The organism is Streptomyces bullii, assembly GCF_042657145.1.
In the GTDB taxonomy this organism is placed as follows: Bacteria; Actinomycetota; Actinomycetes; order Streptomycetales; family Streptomycetaceae; genus Streptomyces; species Streptomyces bullii.
The window spans coordinates 185,569-202,096 of record NZ_JBHSNY010000008.1 but is presented as its reverse complement, the minus strand read 5'-3'; the positions used below and the strand labels follow the sequence as shown (position 1 = coordinate 202,096).

Genomic DNA, 16,528 nt, shown 5'->3' with positions numbered 1-16,528 from the left:
CAATCGTTTACGCTCGCCGCCGGACCGCCCGGTGGCGGCCCGGCTGCCCGGCCTGCACGCCCGGACACCGCGCCCGCCCACCCCACGCACGGCCGCTCCGCCCCCCGCCGCTGCACCCCGACGATCACCGTCGGTATCGTCGGCACGCACCGCCGTCCGACCAGTGGAGACCTCATGCCCGGCCGACCCGCCGCGAGCCGCCGTACCGTCCTTCGCGGAGTGGCCCTCACGCCCGTCGCCGGACTCGGCGTCGCCGCCTGCTCGCCCGGTGGGAACGCCGGGCCCGCGCGGCCGACCGCCCCCGTCGACCTCGGCGCAGAGAGCGAGGTGCCCGAGGGCGGCGCCAGGCTGTACCGGGACCACGACGTCGTCGTCAGCCGGGGCGGGGACGGCACCCTCAGGGCGTACAGCACGATCTGCACGCACGCGCGGTGCCCCGTCAACCAGCTGGAGGGGACGCGGCTGATCTGCCCCTGCCACGGCAGCGAGTTCGACGCCGCGACCGGCAGGGTGCTGCGTGAACCGGCCACCGTGCCGCTGATGGAGCTGGCGGTCGAGGTGAGGAACGGCAGGATCGTCGCGGGGCCGGCAACCTGACGGCCGACGCGACCGGCGGAGCCGCCGAGCGAGGAGCCCCGCCGGCAGGCGTGCGGCGTCAGGGCGGCCCGCTCACTCCCAGTCCCAGCCGATCCCCACGTACCCCGACCGCACCCGTGGCTCCACGAGGTGCACCGAACGGTGCCGCCCGCTGAGCGTCAGCTCCTCGCGCCCGCCGCGCGGCGCCGCCGCCGAGTGCTGGGTGAACCGGTGGCAGCGCACCGGTACGGCCCCGGCGTCGAAGCGCACCTGGAGCACGTACTGGCCGCCCGCGGGGCCGAATCCGCGCACGTACTCCCGTGACACACCGGCCGTGCCGTCCTCGACTCCGTACCGGAAGAGGAACGTGTCCCCGGCCCGCAGGCGTGTGTCGAAGAGCAGCTCGGCCACCAGCACACCGGTGTCGTGGTGCCAACGCGTCCGGCCGGTGCGGCAGTTGTCCAGGGCGTGCACCGTCATGCGCTCCGGGGCGGCGCCGGGATCGCCGTGGTGGACGGCCACGAAGCGGTCGACGCCGTCCCGGTGGGCGCGCACGATGTGGTGCGACTCGCGGCCCGCCAGCTCCCGCCGGGGCCCGATCCTGATCCGCTCATGGTGGCCGAGCGAGTGCAGGCCCCCGTCCAGCGGGCAGTCCAGTTCGGCCAGCAGCCGCTCCAGGACGCCCGAGGCCTCGACGAGGGAGCGGTAGGAGCGGCCTGTGGGCCGCTGCTCGGCCGGGTGCTCGTCGGACTCGGCGAGCAACCGGATCAGCGACTCCTCCGGCAGGTCCAGGATCTCCTCCAGGGCCCGTACGGCTCGCAGCGACTCCGGGCGCTGGGGGCGCCGGGCGCCCTGCTGCCAGTAACTCAGGCTGGTGACACCGACCTTCACGCCGTGCCGCGACAGATGGTGCTGCACCCGCTGCAACGGCAGTCCCCGTGCGGCGATCGCGGCCCGCAGGGCGACGTGGAAGGGGCCTCCCCGCAGGACCGAGTCCAGTTCCGCGGTGGCGACGTCCGCGTGCTGTGTGGCGTACGGCATGCAGGGGCCTCTCTGTGAAGGTCAACAACGGCTGGTCAGACCGTTCGCACGGTTCCCGGGGCAGCCCCCGTCGGCGCGGGACGGCTCTTCACATCCGTACGCCGTCGCTCAGACCCCGAGTCCCCACGCATTGAAGCGTGTTGACAAAGCCCCGACAACACCTGATACCCAACAGCGACCTGCCCCCGCCCCCGGCGCGCGCCGCTGCGGCGCCCGCGCTCGCCACCGCGGCGCCACTTCGGGGCGGCGAGGCACTCTCTCGGGGCCGGGGACAGGAGGGCCGGTGCCGCTAGGGGCGGTCGGTGCCGCCCTGCTCCTCCAGGCGCAGACGCTTGGCGCGCACTATGTCCGGGTCGCGCGGGTCGAGGGCGTCGCGCAGTGCGAACGGCTCGTCCGCGTACCGGCGGGCACGGACCGGCCGCCGTGTCTTCTCGATCCGCATCCGCCGCATCCGAACCACCCTTCGATCGGGACCGGCCGTTGCGCATGCGGGGCGGCCGGTCCACATTGACACTCCGTGTCCACATCGACACTTGCGGTGCCCGGGGGCTCCGCCGTGTCGCCGTGGGTAGCCCCGTTCCCTGATCCGGGCGGGCGTAACCCCTGAGGACGGGTGGGCGGTTGGTGAAGGGGTGCCGCGACGGGCGGTGAGGGCCGCCGTCACCGGCGGGTCGCGGCAGGCCGAACGGGTGACGCCGGAGCGCTTCTCCCGAGCCGGCCGCCCGCACGACCACCGCACGCACCTCACACGGCCGAAACGCACATCCCTCGCACGGCCTCGGTACGGCTGAACGCACGGCCGCAGCGCGGCCCACGCGTGATCGACACCCCCGTGTCCTGGCCGTTCGCGCCCTCCGCGCGCGGCGGCACCCCGGCCCCGGACGTTGTCCACAGGCCCACCGGACTGTCGGTCCCCGCCAGTAGGGTGTGAGACATGGCCGACCCCTCCAGCTACCGCCCCAAGCCGGGAGAGATCCCCGACTCGCCGGGGGTCTACCGGTTCCGTGACGAGCACCGCCGCGTGATCTACGTCGGAAAGGCGAAGAGCCTGCGCCAGCGCCTGGCGAACTACTTCCAGGACCTGGCCGGGCTGCACCCGCGCACCCGCACGATGGTCACCACGGCCGCGTCCGTGGAGTGGACGGTGGTGTCCACGGAGGTCGAGGCGCTCCAGCTGGAGTACTCCTGGATCAAGGAGTACGACCCCCGGTTCAACGTCAAGTACCGCGACGACAAGAGCTACCCGTACCTCGCGGTGACGATGAACGAGGAGTTCCCGCGCGTGCAGGTGATGCGCGGTCACAAGAAGAAGGGCGTCCGGTACTTCGGGCCGTACGCGCACGCGTGGGCCATCCGGGACACGGTGGACCTGCTGTTGCGCGTCTTCCCGGTGCGCACCTGCTCGGCCGGTGTCTTCAAGAACGCCGCCCGCACCGGCCGTCCCTGCCTGCTCGGCTACATCGGCAAGTGCTCCGCCCCCTGCGTGAGCCGCGTCTCCGCCGACGAGCACCGTGAACTCGCCGAGGAATTCTGCGACTTCATGGCCGGCCGCACGGGCACGTACATCCGCCGCCTGGAGCAGCGGATGACCGAGGCGGCCGAGGAGATGGAGTACGAGCGGGCCGCCCGCCTGCGCGACGACATCGAGGCCTTGAAGAAGGCCATGGAGAAGAACGCGGTCGTCCTCGCGGACGCCACCGACGCCGACCTGATCGCGATCGCCGAGGACGAACTGGAGGCCGCCGTCCAGATCTTCCACGTCCGGGGCGGACGCGTGCGCGGCCAGCGCGGCTGGGTCACCGACAAGGTCGAGGAGATCACCACGGGCGCCCTCGTCGAGCACGCCCTGCAGCAGCTCTACGGCGAGGAGACCGGCGACGCCGTCCCCAAGGAGGTTCTCGTCCCGGCCCTGCCCGACCCCGTGGAGCCCGTCCAGGACTGGCTGGCCGAGCGGCGCGGCTCGGGCGTCTCCCTGCGCATCCCGCAGCGCGGCGACAAGAAGGCCCTCATGGAGACCGTGCAGCGCAACGCCCAGCAGGCGCTCGCCCTGCACAAGACCAAGCGCGCCTCCGACCTCACCACGCGCTCGCGTGCCCTGGAGGAGATCGCCGACGCCCTCGACCTGGACAGCGCCCCGCTGCGGATCGAGTGCTACGACATCTCGCACCTGCAGGGGCAGGACGTCGTGGCCTCCATGGTCGTGTTCGAGGACGGACTGGCCCGCAAGAGCGAGTACCGCCGATTCCAGATCAAGGGCTTCGAGGGGCAGGACGACGTCCGCTCCATGCACGAGGTGGTCACCCGCCGCTTCCGGCGCTACCTCGCCGAGAAGGAGAAGACCGGCGAGTGGACCGAGGAGGAGCTCAAGGAGGACGACGGCCGGCCGAAGCGCTTCGCGTACCCGCCCCAGCTCGTGGTCGTCGACGGCGGCGCCCCGCAGGTAGCCGCCGCCAAGAAGGCCCTGGACGAGCTCGGCATCGATGACATCGCCGTGTGCGGCCTCGCCAAGCGCCTGGAGGAGGTCTGGCTGCCCGGCGAGGACGACCCGGTCGTCCTGCCCCGCACCAGCGAGGGGCTGTACCTGCTCCAGCGCGTGCGTGACGAGGCCCACCGCTTCGCGATCACCTATCAGCGCTCCAAACGCGCCAAGCGATTCCGCGCCGGCCCCCTGGACGACGTCCCCGGCCTGGGAGAGGCCCGCAAGCAGGCGCTGCTCAGGCACTTCGGCTCGGTGAAGAAGCTGCGCTCCGCGACGATCGACCAGATCTGCGAGGTCCAGGGCATAGGCCGCAAGACGGCCGAAACCATCGCCGCGGCCCTCGCCCGGGCGGTACCGGCCGCGCCCGCCGTGAACACGGCGACCGGAGAGATCATTGAAGACAGGGAGGACGGGGCGCCCCAGACGACGGCGGGTGTCCCGGGGGAGCCCGTGCCCGCGGGCGCCCCGGACGAACGACGGGGGCAGGAGACATGACAGAGCACGACACAGGACCCACGACGGAGCGAGACCGCGCGCCGCGGGACACTGCCAAGGCGCCGCACAGGGAGACACCGCAGGATCCCGTACGGCACGACGCACGCCACGACAACGGAGCACAGGTGAGTACGGGCAAGGAAGCAGCCGGGGTCCCCGAGGCGGCCATCCCCGAGCTGGTGATCATCTCCGGCATGTCCGGAGCCGGACGGTCCACGGCCGCCAAGTGTCTGGAGGACCTCGGCTGGTTCGTCGTCGACAACCTGCCGCCCGCGCTGATCCCCACCATGGTGGAGCTCGGCGCCCGCTCACAGGGCAACGTGGCGAGGATCGCGGTCGTCGTCGACGTCCGCGGCCGCCGCTTCTTCGACAACCTGCGCGAGTCCCTCGCCGACCTCGACACCCGCGGAGTCACCCGGAGGATCGTCTTCCTGGAGTCCTCCGACGACGCTCTGGTGCGCCGCTTCGAGTCGGTGCGCCGCCCCCACCCCCTCCAGGGCGACGGCCGTATCGTCGACGGCATCGCCGCCGAACGCGAGCTGCTGCGCGAGCTGCGCGGCGACGCCGACCTGGTGATCGACACCTCCAGCCTCAACGTGCACGAACTGCGCGCCAAGATGGACGCCCAGTTCGCCGGCGAGGAGGAGCCCGAGCTGCGGGCCACCGTGATGTCCTTCGGCTACAAGTACGGCCTGCCGGTCGACGCCGACCTCGTCGTCGACTGCCGCTTCCTGCCCAACCCCCACTGGGTCCCGGAACTGCGCCCGTACACCGGCCTCAACGACGAGGTATCGGGGTACGTCTTCAACCAGCCCGGAGCCAAGGAGTTCCTGGACCGGTACTCCGAGCTCCTCCAGCTGATTGCCGCGGGCTACCGCCGGGAGGGCAAGCGCTACGTGACGATCGCCGTCGGCTGCACGGGCGGCAAGCACCGCTCGGTCGCCATGTCGGAGAGGCTCGCCGCCCGGCTCGCTGCCGAGGGCGTGGAGACGGTGGTCGTCCACCGGGACATGGGACGCGAATGACGGGACGCACTCCGCGGCTGAGCCGGCTGCGCCGTGCGGTGCCCGACGGCCGCGGCGGCAGGACCGCCGAGGCCCGCGGCGGCAGGCCGCGCCGCCGGGGCACGCAGCCCAAGGTCGTCGCCCTGGGCGGCGGCATGGGCCTGTCGGCCTCGCTCGCCGCGTTGCGCCGGATCACCGGCGACCTCACCGCCGTCGTCACCGTGGCCGACGACGGCGGCTCCAGCGGCCGGTTGCGCGACGAGCTGGGCGTGCTGCCGCCCGGCGACCTGCGCAAGGCCCTGGCCGCGCTGTGCGGCGACGACGACTGGGGCCAGACCTGGGCCCGCGTCATCCAGCACCGCTTCCAGTCCAAGGGCGAGATGCACGGCCACGCGGTGGGCAACCTGCTCATCGTCGCCCTGTGGGAGCAGCTCGGCGACCACGTCCAGGCCCTGGACCTGGTCGGCCGGCTGCTGGGCGCACAGGGGCGCGTGCTGCCCATGTCCGCCGTGCCCCTGGAGCTCCAGGCCCTGGTCAAGGGCCACGACCCGGACCGTCCCGACGACGTCGACGCGGTCCGCGGCCAGGCCACCGTCGCCCTCACCCCCGGCGAGGTGCAGTCCGTGCACCTCGTCCCGCACGACCCGCCCGCCGTCCCCGAGGCGGTGGAGGCGGTCCTCGACGCGGACTGGGTGGTGCTCGGCCCCGGCTCCTGGTTCTCCTCCGTCATCCCGCACCTGCTCGTCCCCGAGCTGCTGGACGCGCTCACGCAGACGAAGGCACGCCGGGTACTCTCCCTGAACCTCGCCCCGCAGCCGGGAGAAACCGAGGGCTTCTCCCCGCAGCGTCATGTGGAGGTTTTGGGACGACACGCCCCTAAACTCGCCCTGGACGTGGTGCTGGCCGACGAGGCCGCCGTGCCCGACCGCGCTGCGCTCATCGAAGCCGCCAAGAGGCTCGGCGCCGCGGTCGAGCTGGCGCCGGTGGCCCGGCCCGACGGGACTCCGCGGCACGACCCGGAGCTGCTGGCCGCCGCGTACGACCGTATTTTTCGGATGCATGGAAGGATCGGCCCATGGCGATGACGCCAGCGGTGAAGGACGAGGTCTCCCGGCTCCCCGTCACCCGGACCTGCTGCAGGAAGGCCGAGGTCTCCGCCATCCTGCGGTTCGCCGGCGGCCTCCACCTGGTCAGCGGGCGCATCGTGATCGAGGCGGAGCTGGACACCGCGATGGCGGCCCGCCGCCTCAAGCGGGACATCCTGGAGATCTTCGGCCACAGCTCGGAGCTGATCGTGATGGCGCCCGGCGGACTGCGCCGCGGCTCGCGCTACGTCGTGCGCGTGGTCGCCGGCGGTGACCAGCTGGCCCGCCAGACCGGCCTGGTCGACGGCCGGGGCCGCCCGATCCGCGGCCTGCCCCCGCAGGTGGTCTCCGGCGCCACCTGTGACGCCGAGGCCGCCTGGCGCGGCGCGTTCCTGGCGCACGGCTCGCTCACCGAGCCCGGCCGCTCGTCCTCCCTGGAGGTGACCTGTCCGGGCCCCGAGGCCGCGCTCGCCCTCGTCGGCGCCGCCCGGCGGCTGTCCATCGCCGCAAAGGCCCGCGAGGTGCGCGGCGTGGACCGGGTCGTCGTCCGCGACGGCGACGCCATCGGCGCGCTGCTCACCCGGCTCGGCGCCCACGAGTCGGTGCTGGCCTGGGAGGAGCGCCGGATGCGCCGCGAGGTGCGTGCCACCGCCAACCGGCTCGCCAACTTCGACGACGCCAACCTGCGCCGCTCCGCCCGGGCAGCCGTCGCCGCCGGTGCCCGCGTGGCCCGCGCCCTGGAGATCCTCGGCGACGACGTTCCCGAGCACCTCGCCGCCGCGGGCCGGCTGCGGATGGAGCACAAGCAGGCCTCCCTGGAGGAACTGGGCGCGCTCGCCGACCCGCCGCTGACCAAGGACGCGGTGGCCGGCCGGATCCGCCGCCTGCTGGCCATGGCCGACAAGCGCGCCTCCGACCTCGGCATCCCGGGCACGGAGGCCAACCTCTCCGAGGAGCTGGCCGACAACCTCGCGGGCTGACACCACGCCTGGCGGGCCGGCACAACGCCCCGCAGGCTGATATGACGACCAATTAATACGCCGGTGCTGACGCCCACTTGGGTGATCGGCACCGGCGTCGGCGTGTCGGTGTAGCACCCTTGACTCGATCATGAACTGTCATGAGCCTGGCATCTGTTCGCTGCTGTGGCGGACCCACGCTAGGGGGGTTCATGAGACGAAGAGCGAGATCGATCCTCGCTGTCGGCGCGCTTGTGCTCGGCGGAGCGGGCCTCGCGCCCATCGCCCAGGCACAACCGGACGACTCCCGGGCGTCCGATGCGGACGAGGTCAAGGTCTTCCGCGCCGACGTCACCAAGAAGCAGGTACCCCTGCTGCTGGCCGCAGGCCAGGACGGCCACGAACTCGGCGAGCAGGTGCCCGACAAGGGCACGGGCACCGTCGAGGTCTACCTGACCGACCAGCAGGCGAAGAAGCTGGAGAAGCAGGGCGTCGACCTCACCGAGCACAGCCTGACCGCCAAGGCCGAGGACCGCGTCAAGGCCGCCGCCGAGGGCGTGTTCCGCCCGTACGGCGGAAAGGGCGGCCTGAAGGAGGAGATCCTCCGCACCGCCCAGGAGAACCCCGGCCTCACCAAGGTCGTCTCCATCGGCAAGACCATCAAGGGCCAGGACATCCTCGCCCTGAAGCTCACCAAGGGCGCCAAGAAGTCCAAGGACGGCTCCAAGCCCTCCGTGCTGTACCTGTCCAACCAGCACGCGCGCGAGTGGATCACGCCGGAGATGACCCGGCGGCTGATGCACCACTACCTGGACAACTACAGGACCGACAAGCGCGTCAAGAAGATCGTCGACTCCACCGAGCTGTGGTTCGTCCTGTCGGCCAACCCCGACGGCTACGACTACACCTTCGCCGGCGACGACAACCGCCTGTGGCGCAAGAACCTGCGGGACGTCAACGGCGACGGCGCCATCTCCACCGGCGACGGCGTCGACCTCAACCGCAACTTCGCCTACAAGTGGGGCTACGACGACGAGGGCTCGTCCCCCAACCCCACCAGCCAGACCTACCGCGGCGCGGGCCCCAACTCCGAGCCGGAGACCCAGGCCCTGGACGCCTTCGAGAAGCGGATCGGCTTCACGTACGGCATCAACTACCACTCCGCCGCCGAACTCATCCTCTACGGCGTCGGCTGGCAGGTCGCCACCCACACCCCGGACGACGTCCTCTACGAGGCCCTCGCCGGCACGCCCGAGAACCCGGCTGTCCCCGGCTACCACCCGCAGCTCTCCTCCGAGCTGTACACCACCAACGGCGAGGCCGACGGCCACGCCGCGAACGTCAACGGCATGGCGATGTTCACGCCGGAGATGTCGACCTGCCAGACCGCCTCGGACGTCGACCCGAACGACGCGTGGAAGGCCTCCGACTGCCGCTCGATCTTCACGTTCCCGGACGACGAGAAGCTGATCCAGCAGGAGTTCGCGAAGAACGTCCCGTTCGCGCTCTCCGTCGCCGAGACCGCCTCCCACCCGGACCGGCCGTCCTCCTCGGTCGGCCTGAGCGCCGCCGACTTCACCCCGGCCGCGTTCACCACGTCGTACTCGCGCGGCGCCGACCAGGAGGTCTCCGTCGTCGCACGGAAGTCCGTGCGCGACAAGGAGCTCAGGTACCGCGTCAACGGCGGCCGTGTCGAGGACATGGCGCTCAGGCCCTGGAAGGGCGGCGAGACCTACGGCGGTGAGGACAACCTCTACTTCGACGAGTACCGGGCCAAGGTCGCCGACGGCGATCCCGGCGACAAGGTCGAGGTGTGGTTCACCGGCGAGACGCGGAGCGGCAAGAAGGTCTCCAGCGAGCACTTCACCTACACGGTGGCCGAACGGTCCCGCGCGGACGTCCTGGTCGTAGCCGAGGAGGGCGCGGCCGCCACGCAGGCGCAGAAGTACGTCGACGCGCTGAAGGCCAACGGTCACAGGGCGATCGTGTGGGACGTCGCCACCCAGGGCGCACCGGACGCGCTGGGTGTGCTGAGCCACTTCCACACCGTCGTCCACTACACGGGCGCGAGCGTCCCCGGCGTCGCCACGCAGCTGCAGCTGCGGGCCTTCCTCAACGAGGGCGGCAGGCTGATCGAGGCGGGCGAGCAGGCCGGCGGCAGCGTCGACCTGGGCGACGGCACCCTCTCGGACGACTTCAGCCAGTACTACCTGGGCGCCTACACCCGCACCTCGACCCCCGGGGCCACCGGCTTCACCGGCTCCGGCCGACTGGGCGGCTTCACCGGCGCCCTCGGTGACGCTCCCGGCAACCCGCTGGACAAGGCGGGCACCTACGGCGTCACCTCCGACGAACTGCCCGCCGCCCAGTTCCCGCAGTTCGCGAGCGCCGGCGCGGGCCGGTTCGCCGGGACGGTCAACCCGTACGGGCCCTACGCGGGCTCGTCCATGGCCGCCGCCGTGCACACCGACGACGCCTACAAGCGCCTCACCCGCACCATCGACCTCACCGGGGTGAGCGCGGCCGACCGCCCCACGCTGCGGACCCAGCTGCTGTGGGACACGGAGCGCGGCTACGACCACGCCCTGGTCGAGGCCCACACCGCCGGTGCCGACGACTGGACCACCCTCCCGGAGGCGGGCGGCGCCACCCGCACCACCGTCCCCACGGAGTGCGAGGGCGGGTTCTACGTCGGTGAGCACCCCTGGCTGAAGCGCTACCTGACCGTGGCGCAGGACGGCTGCACCGCGACCGGCACCTCCGGCGCCTGGAACAGCCTGACCGGCGCCTCTAGCGGCTGGCAGCAGGTGAACTTCGACCTGAGCGCCTATGCCGGGAAGACGGTCGAGGTCTCGATCAGCTACGTCACCGACCCGGGCACCGGCGGCCGCGGCGTCCTCGCCGACGAGGCCTCGCTCGTGATCGGCGGCACGGCGAAGGAGACCGAGGGCTTCGAGACGTCCCTGGGTGCCTGGAAGGTGGCCGGACCGCCCCCGGGCAGCCCGGCCGTCCTGAAGGACTGGACGCGCACCGGAGCGCTGTTCCAGACGTACGGTGCGGTCACCACCGACGACACCGTGCTGCTGGGCTTCGGCCTGGAGCACCTGCCCGCGGCGGCCGACCGCAAGGCGCTCATGAACAAGGCCCTCAGGGCCCTGGACGAGTGAATCCCTGGTCAAGGGGTACTGACTGTCCGTAGCGAAATCGGGTGATAAGAGCCCATGTAGGTCCGTCCGGCTCGGGCGGTCCGTACCCTACTGGCCGGTACGGACCGCCCTGCCGTGTATGGGCCGTCTCGATGTCACCACCGGCGCCCCGGGGAGGTAGGGTCGGGGGTGGTCGGGGACATCCCATACAGCTCGCCGGCACTTCGAGCCGGCGTACCAACGAGGAGATCGGTTCGTGACGATCCGCGTAGGCATCAACGGCTTTGGCCGCATCGGTCGTAACTACTTCCGCGCGCTGCTGGAGCAGGGTGCAGACATCGAGATCGTGGCTGTCAACGACCTGGGTGACACCGCGACCACCGCTCACCTGCTGAAGTACGACACCATCCTCGGCCGCCTCAAGCAGGAGGTCTCGCACACCGAGGACACCATCACTGTCGGCGACAAGACCATCAAGGTCCTGTCCGAGCGCAACCCCGCCGACATCCCGTGGGGCGAGCTCGGCGTCGACATCGTCATCGAGTCCACCGGCATCTTCACCAAGAAGGAAGACGCCGAGAAGCACATCGCCGGCGGCGCCAAGAAGGTCATCATCTCCGCCCCGGCGAAGAACGAAGACGTCACCATCGTGATGGGTGTCAACCACGACACGTACGACGCGGCGAACCACCACGTCATCTCCAACGCCTCCTGCACCACCAACTGCGTGGCGCCGATGGCGAAGGTCCTGGACGAGAACTTCGGCATCGTCAAGGGCCTGATGACGACGGTGCACGCGTACACGAACGACCAGCGCATCCTGGACTTCCCGCACAAGGACCTGCGCCGCGCGCGTGCCGCCGCCGAGAACATCATCCCGACCACCACCGGTGCCGCGAAGGCCACCTCGCTGGTCCTTCCGCAGCTCAAGGGCAAGCTGGACGGCATGGCCATGCGCGTCCCGGTCCCGACCGGCTCGGTCACCGACCTCGTCGTCGAGCTCTCCCGTGAGGTCACCAAGGAAGAGGTCAACGCGGCCTTCCAGAAGGCCGCCGAGGGCGAGCTGAAGGGCATCCTCGAGTACACCGAGGACGCGATCGTCTCCTCCGACATCGTCAACGCCCCGGCGTCCTGCACGTTCGACTCCTCCCTGACCATGGTCCAGGAGGGCAAGAACGTGAAGGTCATCGGCTGGTACGACAACGAGTGGGGCTACTCCAACCGCCTCGTCGACCTGACGGTCTTCGTCGGCAACCAGCTCTGATCCAATAGAGCAGGCACCTCATGTGAGAGCAGGGCTCGGGCAGCGCGTGGTCGCGCTGTCCGAGCCCTGACTCACGTACAGCTCAGCCCTGTTGGATCACGAGCGCTTCCGAGCGATCACGAGCTCTTCCCAGGAGTCCCCTCATGAAGACGATCGACGAACTCCTCTCCGAAGGCGTCGCGGGCAAGCGGGTCTTCGTCCGTGCCGACCTGAACGTGCCGCTCGACGGCGGCACCATCACCGACGACGGCCGCATCCGGGCCGTCCTGCCCACGATCAAGGCGCTGGCCGAGGCGGGGGCCCGCGTGGTCGTCGCCTCCCACCTCGGCCGCCCCAAGGGTGCCCCCGACCCGGCCTTCTCGCTCGCCCCGGCCGCCACCCGCCTCGGCGACCTCCTCGGCTCGGCCGTCGCGTTCGCGACGGACACCGTCGGCGACTCCGCCACGTCCACGGTCTCCGGCCTGGCCGACGGACAGGTCGCCGTCATCGAGAACCTTCGCTTCAACCCCGGCGAGACCGCCAAGGACGACGCAGACCGCGGCGCCTTCGCCGACCAGCTCGCCGCCCTCGCCGACGTGTACGTGGGCGACGGCTTCGGCGCGGTGCACCGCAAGCACGCCTCGGTGTACGACCTCCCGGCCCGGCTGCCGCACTACGCCGGCTACCTGATCGCCACCGAGGTCGGCGTCCTGAAGAAGCTCACCGAGGACGTCCAGCGGCCCTACGTCGTCGCGCTCGGCGGCGCCAAGGTCTCCGACAAGCTCGCCGTCATCGACCAGCTGCTCGGCAAGGCCGACCGGCTCCTCATCGGCGGCGGCATGGCCTACACCTTCCTCAAGGCCAAGGGCTACGAGGTCGGCAAGTCCCTCCTCCAGGAGGACCAGGTCCCGGTCGTCCAGGAGTACATGGAGCGCGCCGAGAAGCAGGGCGTGGAGTTGGTCCTGCCGGTCGACGCGCTGGTGGCCGACGACTTCCCGGACCTGAAGACCAAGGCCCCCGCCCACCCCACCACCGTCGCCGCGGACGCCATCCCCGCCGACCAGGAGGGGCTGGACATCGGCCCCGAGACCCGCAAGCTGTACGCCTCGAAGCTCGCCGACGCCGCCACCGTCTTCTGGAACGGCCCCATGGGCGTCTTCGAGCACCCCGACTACGCCGAGGGCACCAAGGCGGTCGCCCAGGCCCTCGTCGACTCCCAGGGCTTCACCGTGGTCGGCGGCGGCGACTCCGCCGCGGCCGTGCGCACCCTGGGCTTCGACGAGAACGCATTCGGCCACATCTCGACCGGGGGCGGCGCCTCCCTCGAATACCTCGAGGGCAAGACGCTCCCCGGCCTCGCCGCACTGGAGGACTGACCCACATGAGTACGCGCACGCCGCTGATGGCGGGCAACTGGAAGATGAACCTCAACCACCTCGAGGCCATCGCCCACGTCCAGAAACTCGCCTTCGCCCTGGCCGACAAGGACTACGAGGCCGTAGAGGTCGCCGTCCTGCCGCCCTTCACCGACCTGCGCTCCGTGCAGACCCTGGTCGACGGCGACAAGCTGAAGATCAAGTACGGCGCCCAGGACATCTCGGCGCACGACGGCGGTGCCTACACCGGCGAGATCTCCGGTCCGATGCTGGCCAAGCTGAAGTGCACGTACGTGGTGATCGGCCACAGCGAGCGCCGCCAGTACCACAACGAGACCGACGAACTCGTGAACGCCAAGGTCAAGGCCGCCTACAAGCACGGCCTGACCCCGATCCTGTGCGTCGGCGAGGAACTGGAGGTCCGCGAGGCGGGCAACCACGTCAGCCACACCCTCGCCCAGGTCGAAGGTGGTCTGAAGGACCTCCCGGCCGAGCAGGCCGAGACCGTCGTGGTCGCCTACGAGCCCGTGTGGGCCATCGGCACCGGCAAGGTCTGCGGCGCCGAGGACGCCCAGGAGGTCTGCGCCGCCGTCCGCGCCAAGATCGCCGAGCTGTACTCGCAGGACGTGGCCGACAAGGTCCGCGTCCAGTACGGCGGCTCCGTCAAGTCCGGCAACGTCGCCGAGATCATGGCGCAGCCCGACATCGACGGCGCCCTGGTCGGCGGTGCCTCGCTGGACGCCGACGAGTTCGTCAAGATCGTGCGCTTCCGTGACCAGTGAGTAGGCCCTAGGCGCGATCCGTCGTACCCTTGCGGGGTCCAGCTCTGCGCTGGGCCCCGCGTCGTCCGTCAGAATCCGAGGAAGTTGGTCCAGCCGTGGTTATGGGGTTCTCGATCGCCCTGATCGTCTTCAGCCTGCTGCTGATGCTGCTGGTGCTGATGCACAAGGGGAAGGGCGGCGGCCTCTCCGACATGTTCGGTGGCGGCATGCAGTCGTCCGTCGGCGGCTCCTCGGTCGCCGAGCGCAACCTGGACCGGATCACCGTGGTGGTCGGTCTGCTGTGGGTGGCGTGCATCGTCGTGCTCGGCATCCTCATGAAGGCGAACAGCTGACCGGCCCGCACATTCCCCACGTATTCCGCACGTAACGCCCCATGTTCGGTACGCGCAGTCGAGCGCGGCCTATCATGGGGCTTGCGTCCAGGTGGGGGGTTGTAACTCCAAGCACTGGACGCGCGTTGGGCCTTACGTAGACTGAGGCGCTCGCAGCGAAGCGGAACGCCGACTCGCTTCGCGGCACCATCACGCAGGGAGTTACGACCGTGGCAAGTGGCAACGCGATCCGAGGTAGCCGGGTCGGGGCGGGGCCGATGGGCGAGGCCGAGCGCGGCGAGTCCGCGCCGCGGCTGCGCGTCTCCTTCTGGTGCTCCAACGGGCACGAGACCCAGCCGAGCTTCGCCAGCGATGCGCAGGTGCCCGAAACCTGGGACTGCCCCCGCTGCGGATTCCCGGCCGGACAGGACCGGGACAACCCGCCGGACCCGCCGCGCACCGAGCCCTACAAGACGCACCTGGCGTATGTGCGCGAGCGCCGCAGCGACGCGGACGGTGAGGCGATCCTCGCCGAGGCGCTCGCCAAACTGCGGGGCGAGATCTAGGAGTTGAGGCCGGCCGGGCACCGAGAGGTGTCCGGCCGGAGCTGTTGCGCCGGGCTCTTTCGTGCTCGGGGCCGGCTCACCGCGGACCGACTGTCAGTGGTGCCCTCTACGGTTTGTGCATCGGGCGAACCGTGAGGGGGAGTTGTGGCGAGGGTCGAGGCGGCGGGTGCGTGCGCGCCCGCGTGGCGGGGTGGTTTCGGGCGGCTGTGGAGCGCCGCCGTGCTGTCCAGCTTCGGCGACGCGCTGCGCACGGCCGCGCTACCCCTGCTGGCCGTGACACTGACGGACGATCCCCTGCTCATCGCGTCCGTCGCCGCCTGCGGCTATCTGCCGTGGATCGTCTTCGGGCTGCTCGGCGGGGCCGTCGCCGACCGCGTGGACCAGCGCCGCGCCATGTGGACGGTCGACGTTGTGCGGGGACTGCTGGTCGCGGGCTTCGCGGTGGCCGTCGCGCTCGGTCACGCGTCGATCGCCCTGTTGATCGTCCTCGCCTTCGTCCTGACCACCCTGCAGACCCTCTTCGACAACGCCTCCACCGCCCTGCTGCCTGTCCTGGTCCACCGCGAAGCGCTCGGCAGCGCAAACGCCCGCCTGATGACCGGCCAGCGCATCGCCGGTGGCCTGTTGGGCGGACCCGTGGTGCCGTTGCTGCTGACGGCCGGGGCCGCCGTGCCCTTCGCGGCCGACGCCGTCACCTTCCTGGTGGCCGCCGCGCTGGTCGCCTCCCTGCGCACCGCCGCGCCCGAGCGCAAGCCCAGGCCGGCGGGCAGCACGCTGCGCCGGGAGATCGCCGAGGGGCTGCGCACCCTGGGGCGGGACCGGGCGCTGCGCGGGCTGTGTGCCGCCACCGCCCTGTGCAACATCGGCATGGGCGCCCTGATCGCCACGCTGGTGGTCCTGGTGACCGGCTGGCTCGACGCCGGCAATGCCGGATACGCGGCGGCCATGACGGCGTACACCGTCGGCAGCCTCGCCGGGGCAGCGGCCAACCGCCGGCTCACGGACCGCGTCGGGCGGATGCGGGCGGTGCTCGTCGCCGGGGCCGTGCAGACCGGGGCGCTCGTCGTCATGGGTTCGGTGCGCAGCCCGGTGGCGCTGGTGGTCGCCATGGCCGTCTTCGGGTGCATGGGGATGGTGTGGAACGTCAACACGACCACGCTCATGCAGCAGCGCAGCCCCGCCGGAGCGCTGGGCCGGGTCAGCTCCGCCTACCGGACGCTCGCGGTCGCCGGGGCACCCCTGGGCGCGCTGCTCGGCGGGGCCGTCGCCACCGCCTGGGGAGCGAACACACCGGCGCTGCTCGCCGCTGCCTTCTTCGTCCTGTCCGTCATCGCGCTGATACCGGCGCGCAAGCCGGACGTACCTGTCGTTGCCCCGGACGACGGCGCCACGACGGTTCACGTCAACGGCTGATCAATTAGGTTGGGACCGGCAGCGGGGCAGGTACGCAGCAGCACAGGCAGGC

14 protein-coding genes are annotated in these 16,528 nt (G+C 71.2%); 12 read left to right on the top strand and 2 right to left on the bottom strand.

Translation table 11 applies throughout. The features are described 5' to 3' along the window. The first annotated feature begins 174 nt into the window (after positions 1–174). Positions 175–597, top strand: a complete 423-nt coding sequence (locus ACFPZJ_RS23810; RefSeq protein ID WP_381025135.1) for a Rieske (2Fe-2S) protein — start codon at positions 175–177, stop codon at positions 595–597. 72 nt (positions 598–669) lie between these two features. Here the strand turns inward: ACFPZJ_RS23810 and ACFPZJ_RS23805 are convergent, their stop codons facing one another. Beyond that, positions 670–1,617, bottom strand: a complete 948-nt coding sequence (locus tag ACFPZJ_RS23805; RefSeq protein ID WP_381025133.1) for a hypothetical protein — start codon at positions 1,615–1,617, stop codon at positions 670–672. Positions 1,618–1,906: 289 nt separating this feature from the next. Then, a complete protein-coding gene (locus tag ACFPZJ_RS23800) occupies positions 1,907–2,059 on the bottom strand; it encodes a hypothetical protein (RefSeq protein WP_381025131.1) in 153 nt (50 codons plus the stop codon). Between the two features lie 492 nt (positions 2,060–2,551). Between ACFPZJ_RS23800 and uvrC the strand changes: the two genes are divergently transcribed. The 11 genes from uvrC to ACFPZJ_RS23745 all read left to right on the top strand — a co-directional run bounded on the left by uvrC (position 2,552) and on the right by ACFPZJ_RS23745 (position 16,476). Further along, positions 2,552–4,591: an excinuclease ABC subunit UvrC gene (gene uvrC, locus ACFPZJ_RS23795; protein WP_381025128.1), complete on the top strand. Its 2,040-nt coding sequence runs from the start codon at positions 2,552–2,554 to the stop codon at positions 4,589–4,591. Then, the gene (gene rapZ / locus ACFPZJ_RS23790) at positions 4,588–5,616 is read left to right on the top strand and encodes an RNase adapter RapZ (RefSeq protein WP_381025126.1); all 1,029 of its coding nucleotides are present in this window, start codon (positions 4,588–4,590) and stop codon (positions 5,614–5,616) included. The genes uvrC and rapZ overlap by 4 nt, the downstream gene beginning before the upstream one ends. Then, a complete protein-coding gene (locus ACFPZJ_RS23785) occupies positions 5,613–6,680 on the top strand; it encodes a gluconeogenesis factor YvcK family protein (protein ID WP_381025123.1) in 1,068 nt (355 codons plus the stop codon). The genes rapZ and ACFPZJ_RS23785 overlap by 4 nt, the downstream gene beginning before the upstream one ends. Then, a complete protein-coding gene (whiA, locus tag ACFPZJ_RS23780) occupies positions 6,671–7,660 on the top strand; it encodes a DNA-binding protein WhiA (RefSeq protein ID WP_381025120.1) in 990 nt (329 codons plus the stop codon). Before ACFPZJ_RS23785 ends, whiA begins: the two co-directional genes overlap by 10 nt. Before the next feature lie 191 nt (positions 7,661–7,851). Next, a complete protein-coding gene (locus tag ACFPZJ_RS23775; RefSeq protein WP_381025117.1) occupies positions 7,852–10,806 on the top strand; it encodes a M14 family metallopeptidase in 2,955 nt (984 codons plus the stop codon). A gap of 235 nt (positions 10,807–11,041) precedes the next feature. Beyond that, on the top strand, positions 11,042–12,049 hold the full coding sequence (gene gap, locus ACFPZJ_RS23770) for a type I glyceraldehyde-3-phosphate dehydrogenase (RefSeq protein ID WP_381025115.1): 1,008 nt from the start codon (positions 11,042–11,044) through the stop codon (positions 12,047–12,049). A gap of 143 nt (positions 12,050–12,192) precedes the next feature. Further along, a complete protein-coding gene (locus ACFPZJ_RS23765) occupies positions 12,193–13,404 on the top strand; it encodes a phosphoglycerate kinase (protein ID WP_381025112.1) in 1,212 nt (403 codons plus the stop codon). 5 nt (positions 13,405–13,409) lie between these two features. Then, on the top strand, positions 13,410–14,186 hold the full coding sequence (tpiA, locus tag ACFPZJ_RS23760) for a triose-phosphate isomerase (RefSeq protein ID WP_381025109.1): 777 nt from the start codon (positions 13,410–13,412) through the stop codon (positions 14,184–14,186). A 101-nt stretch (positions 14,187–14,287) separates the two neighbouring features. Further along, complete coding sequence (secG, locus tag ACFPZJ_RS23755) at positions 14,288–14,518, top strand: preprotein translocase subunit SecG (RefSeq protein WP_381025759.1); 231 nt, start codon at positions 14,288–14,290, stop codon at positions 14,516–14,518. A 209-nt stretch (positions 14,519–14,727) separates the two neighbouring features. Continuing rightward, positions 14,728–15,063 carry an RNA polymerase-binding protein RbpA gene (locus ACFPZJ_RS23750; RefSeq protein WP_119105043.1) on the top strand — a complete coding sequence of 112 codons (336 nt, stop codon included), beginning with the start codon at positions 14,728–14,730 and terminating at the stop codon, positions 15,061–15,063. Positions 15,064–15,207: 144 nt separating this feature from the next. Then, positions 15,208–16,476, top strand: a complete 1,269-nt coding sequence (locus ACFPZJ_RS23745; RefSeq protein ID WP_381025107.1) for an MFS transporter — start codon at positions 15,208–15,210, stop codon at positions 16,474–16,476. Positions 16,477–16,528: the final 52 nt, after the last annotated feature.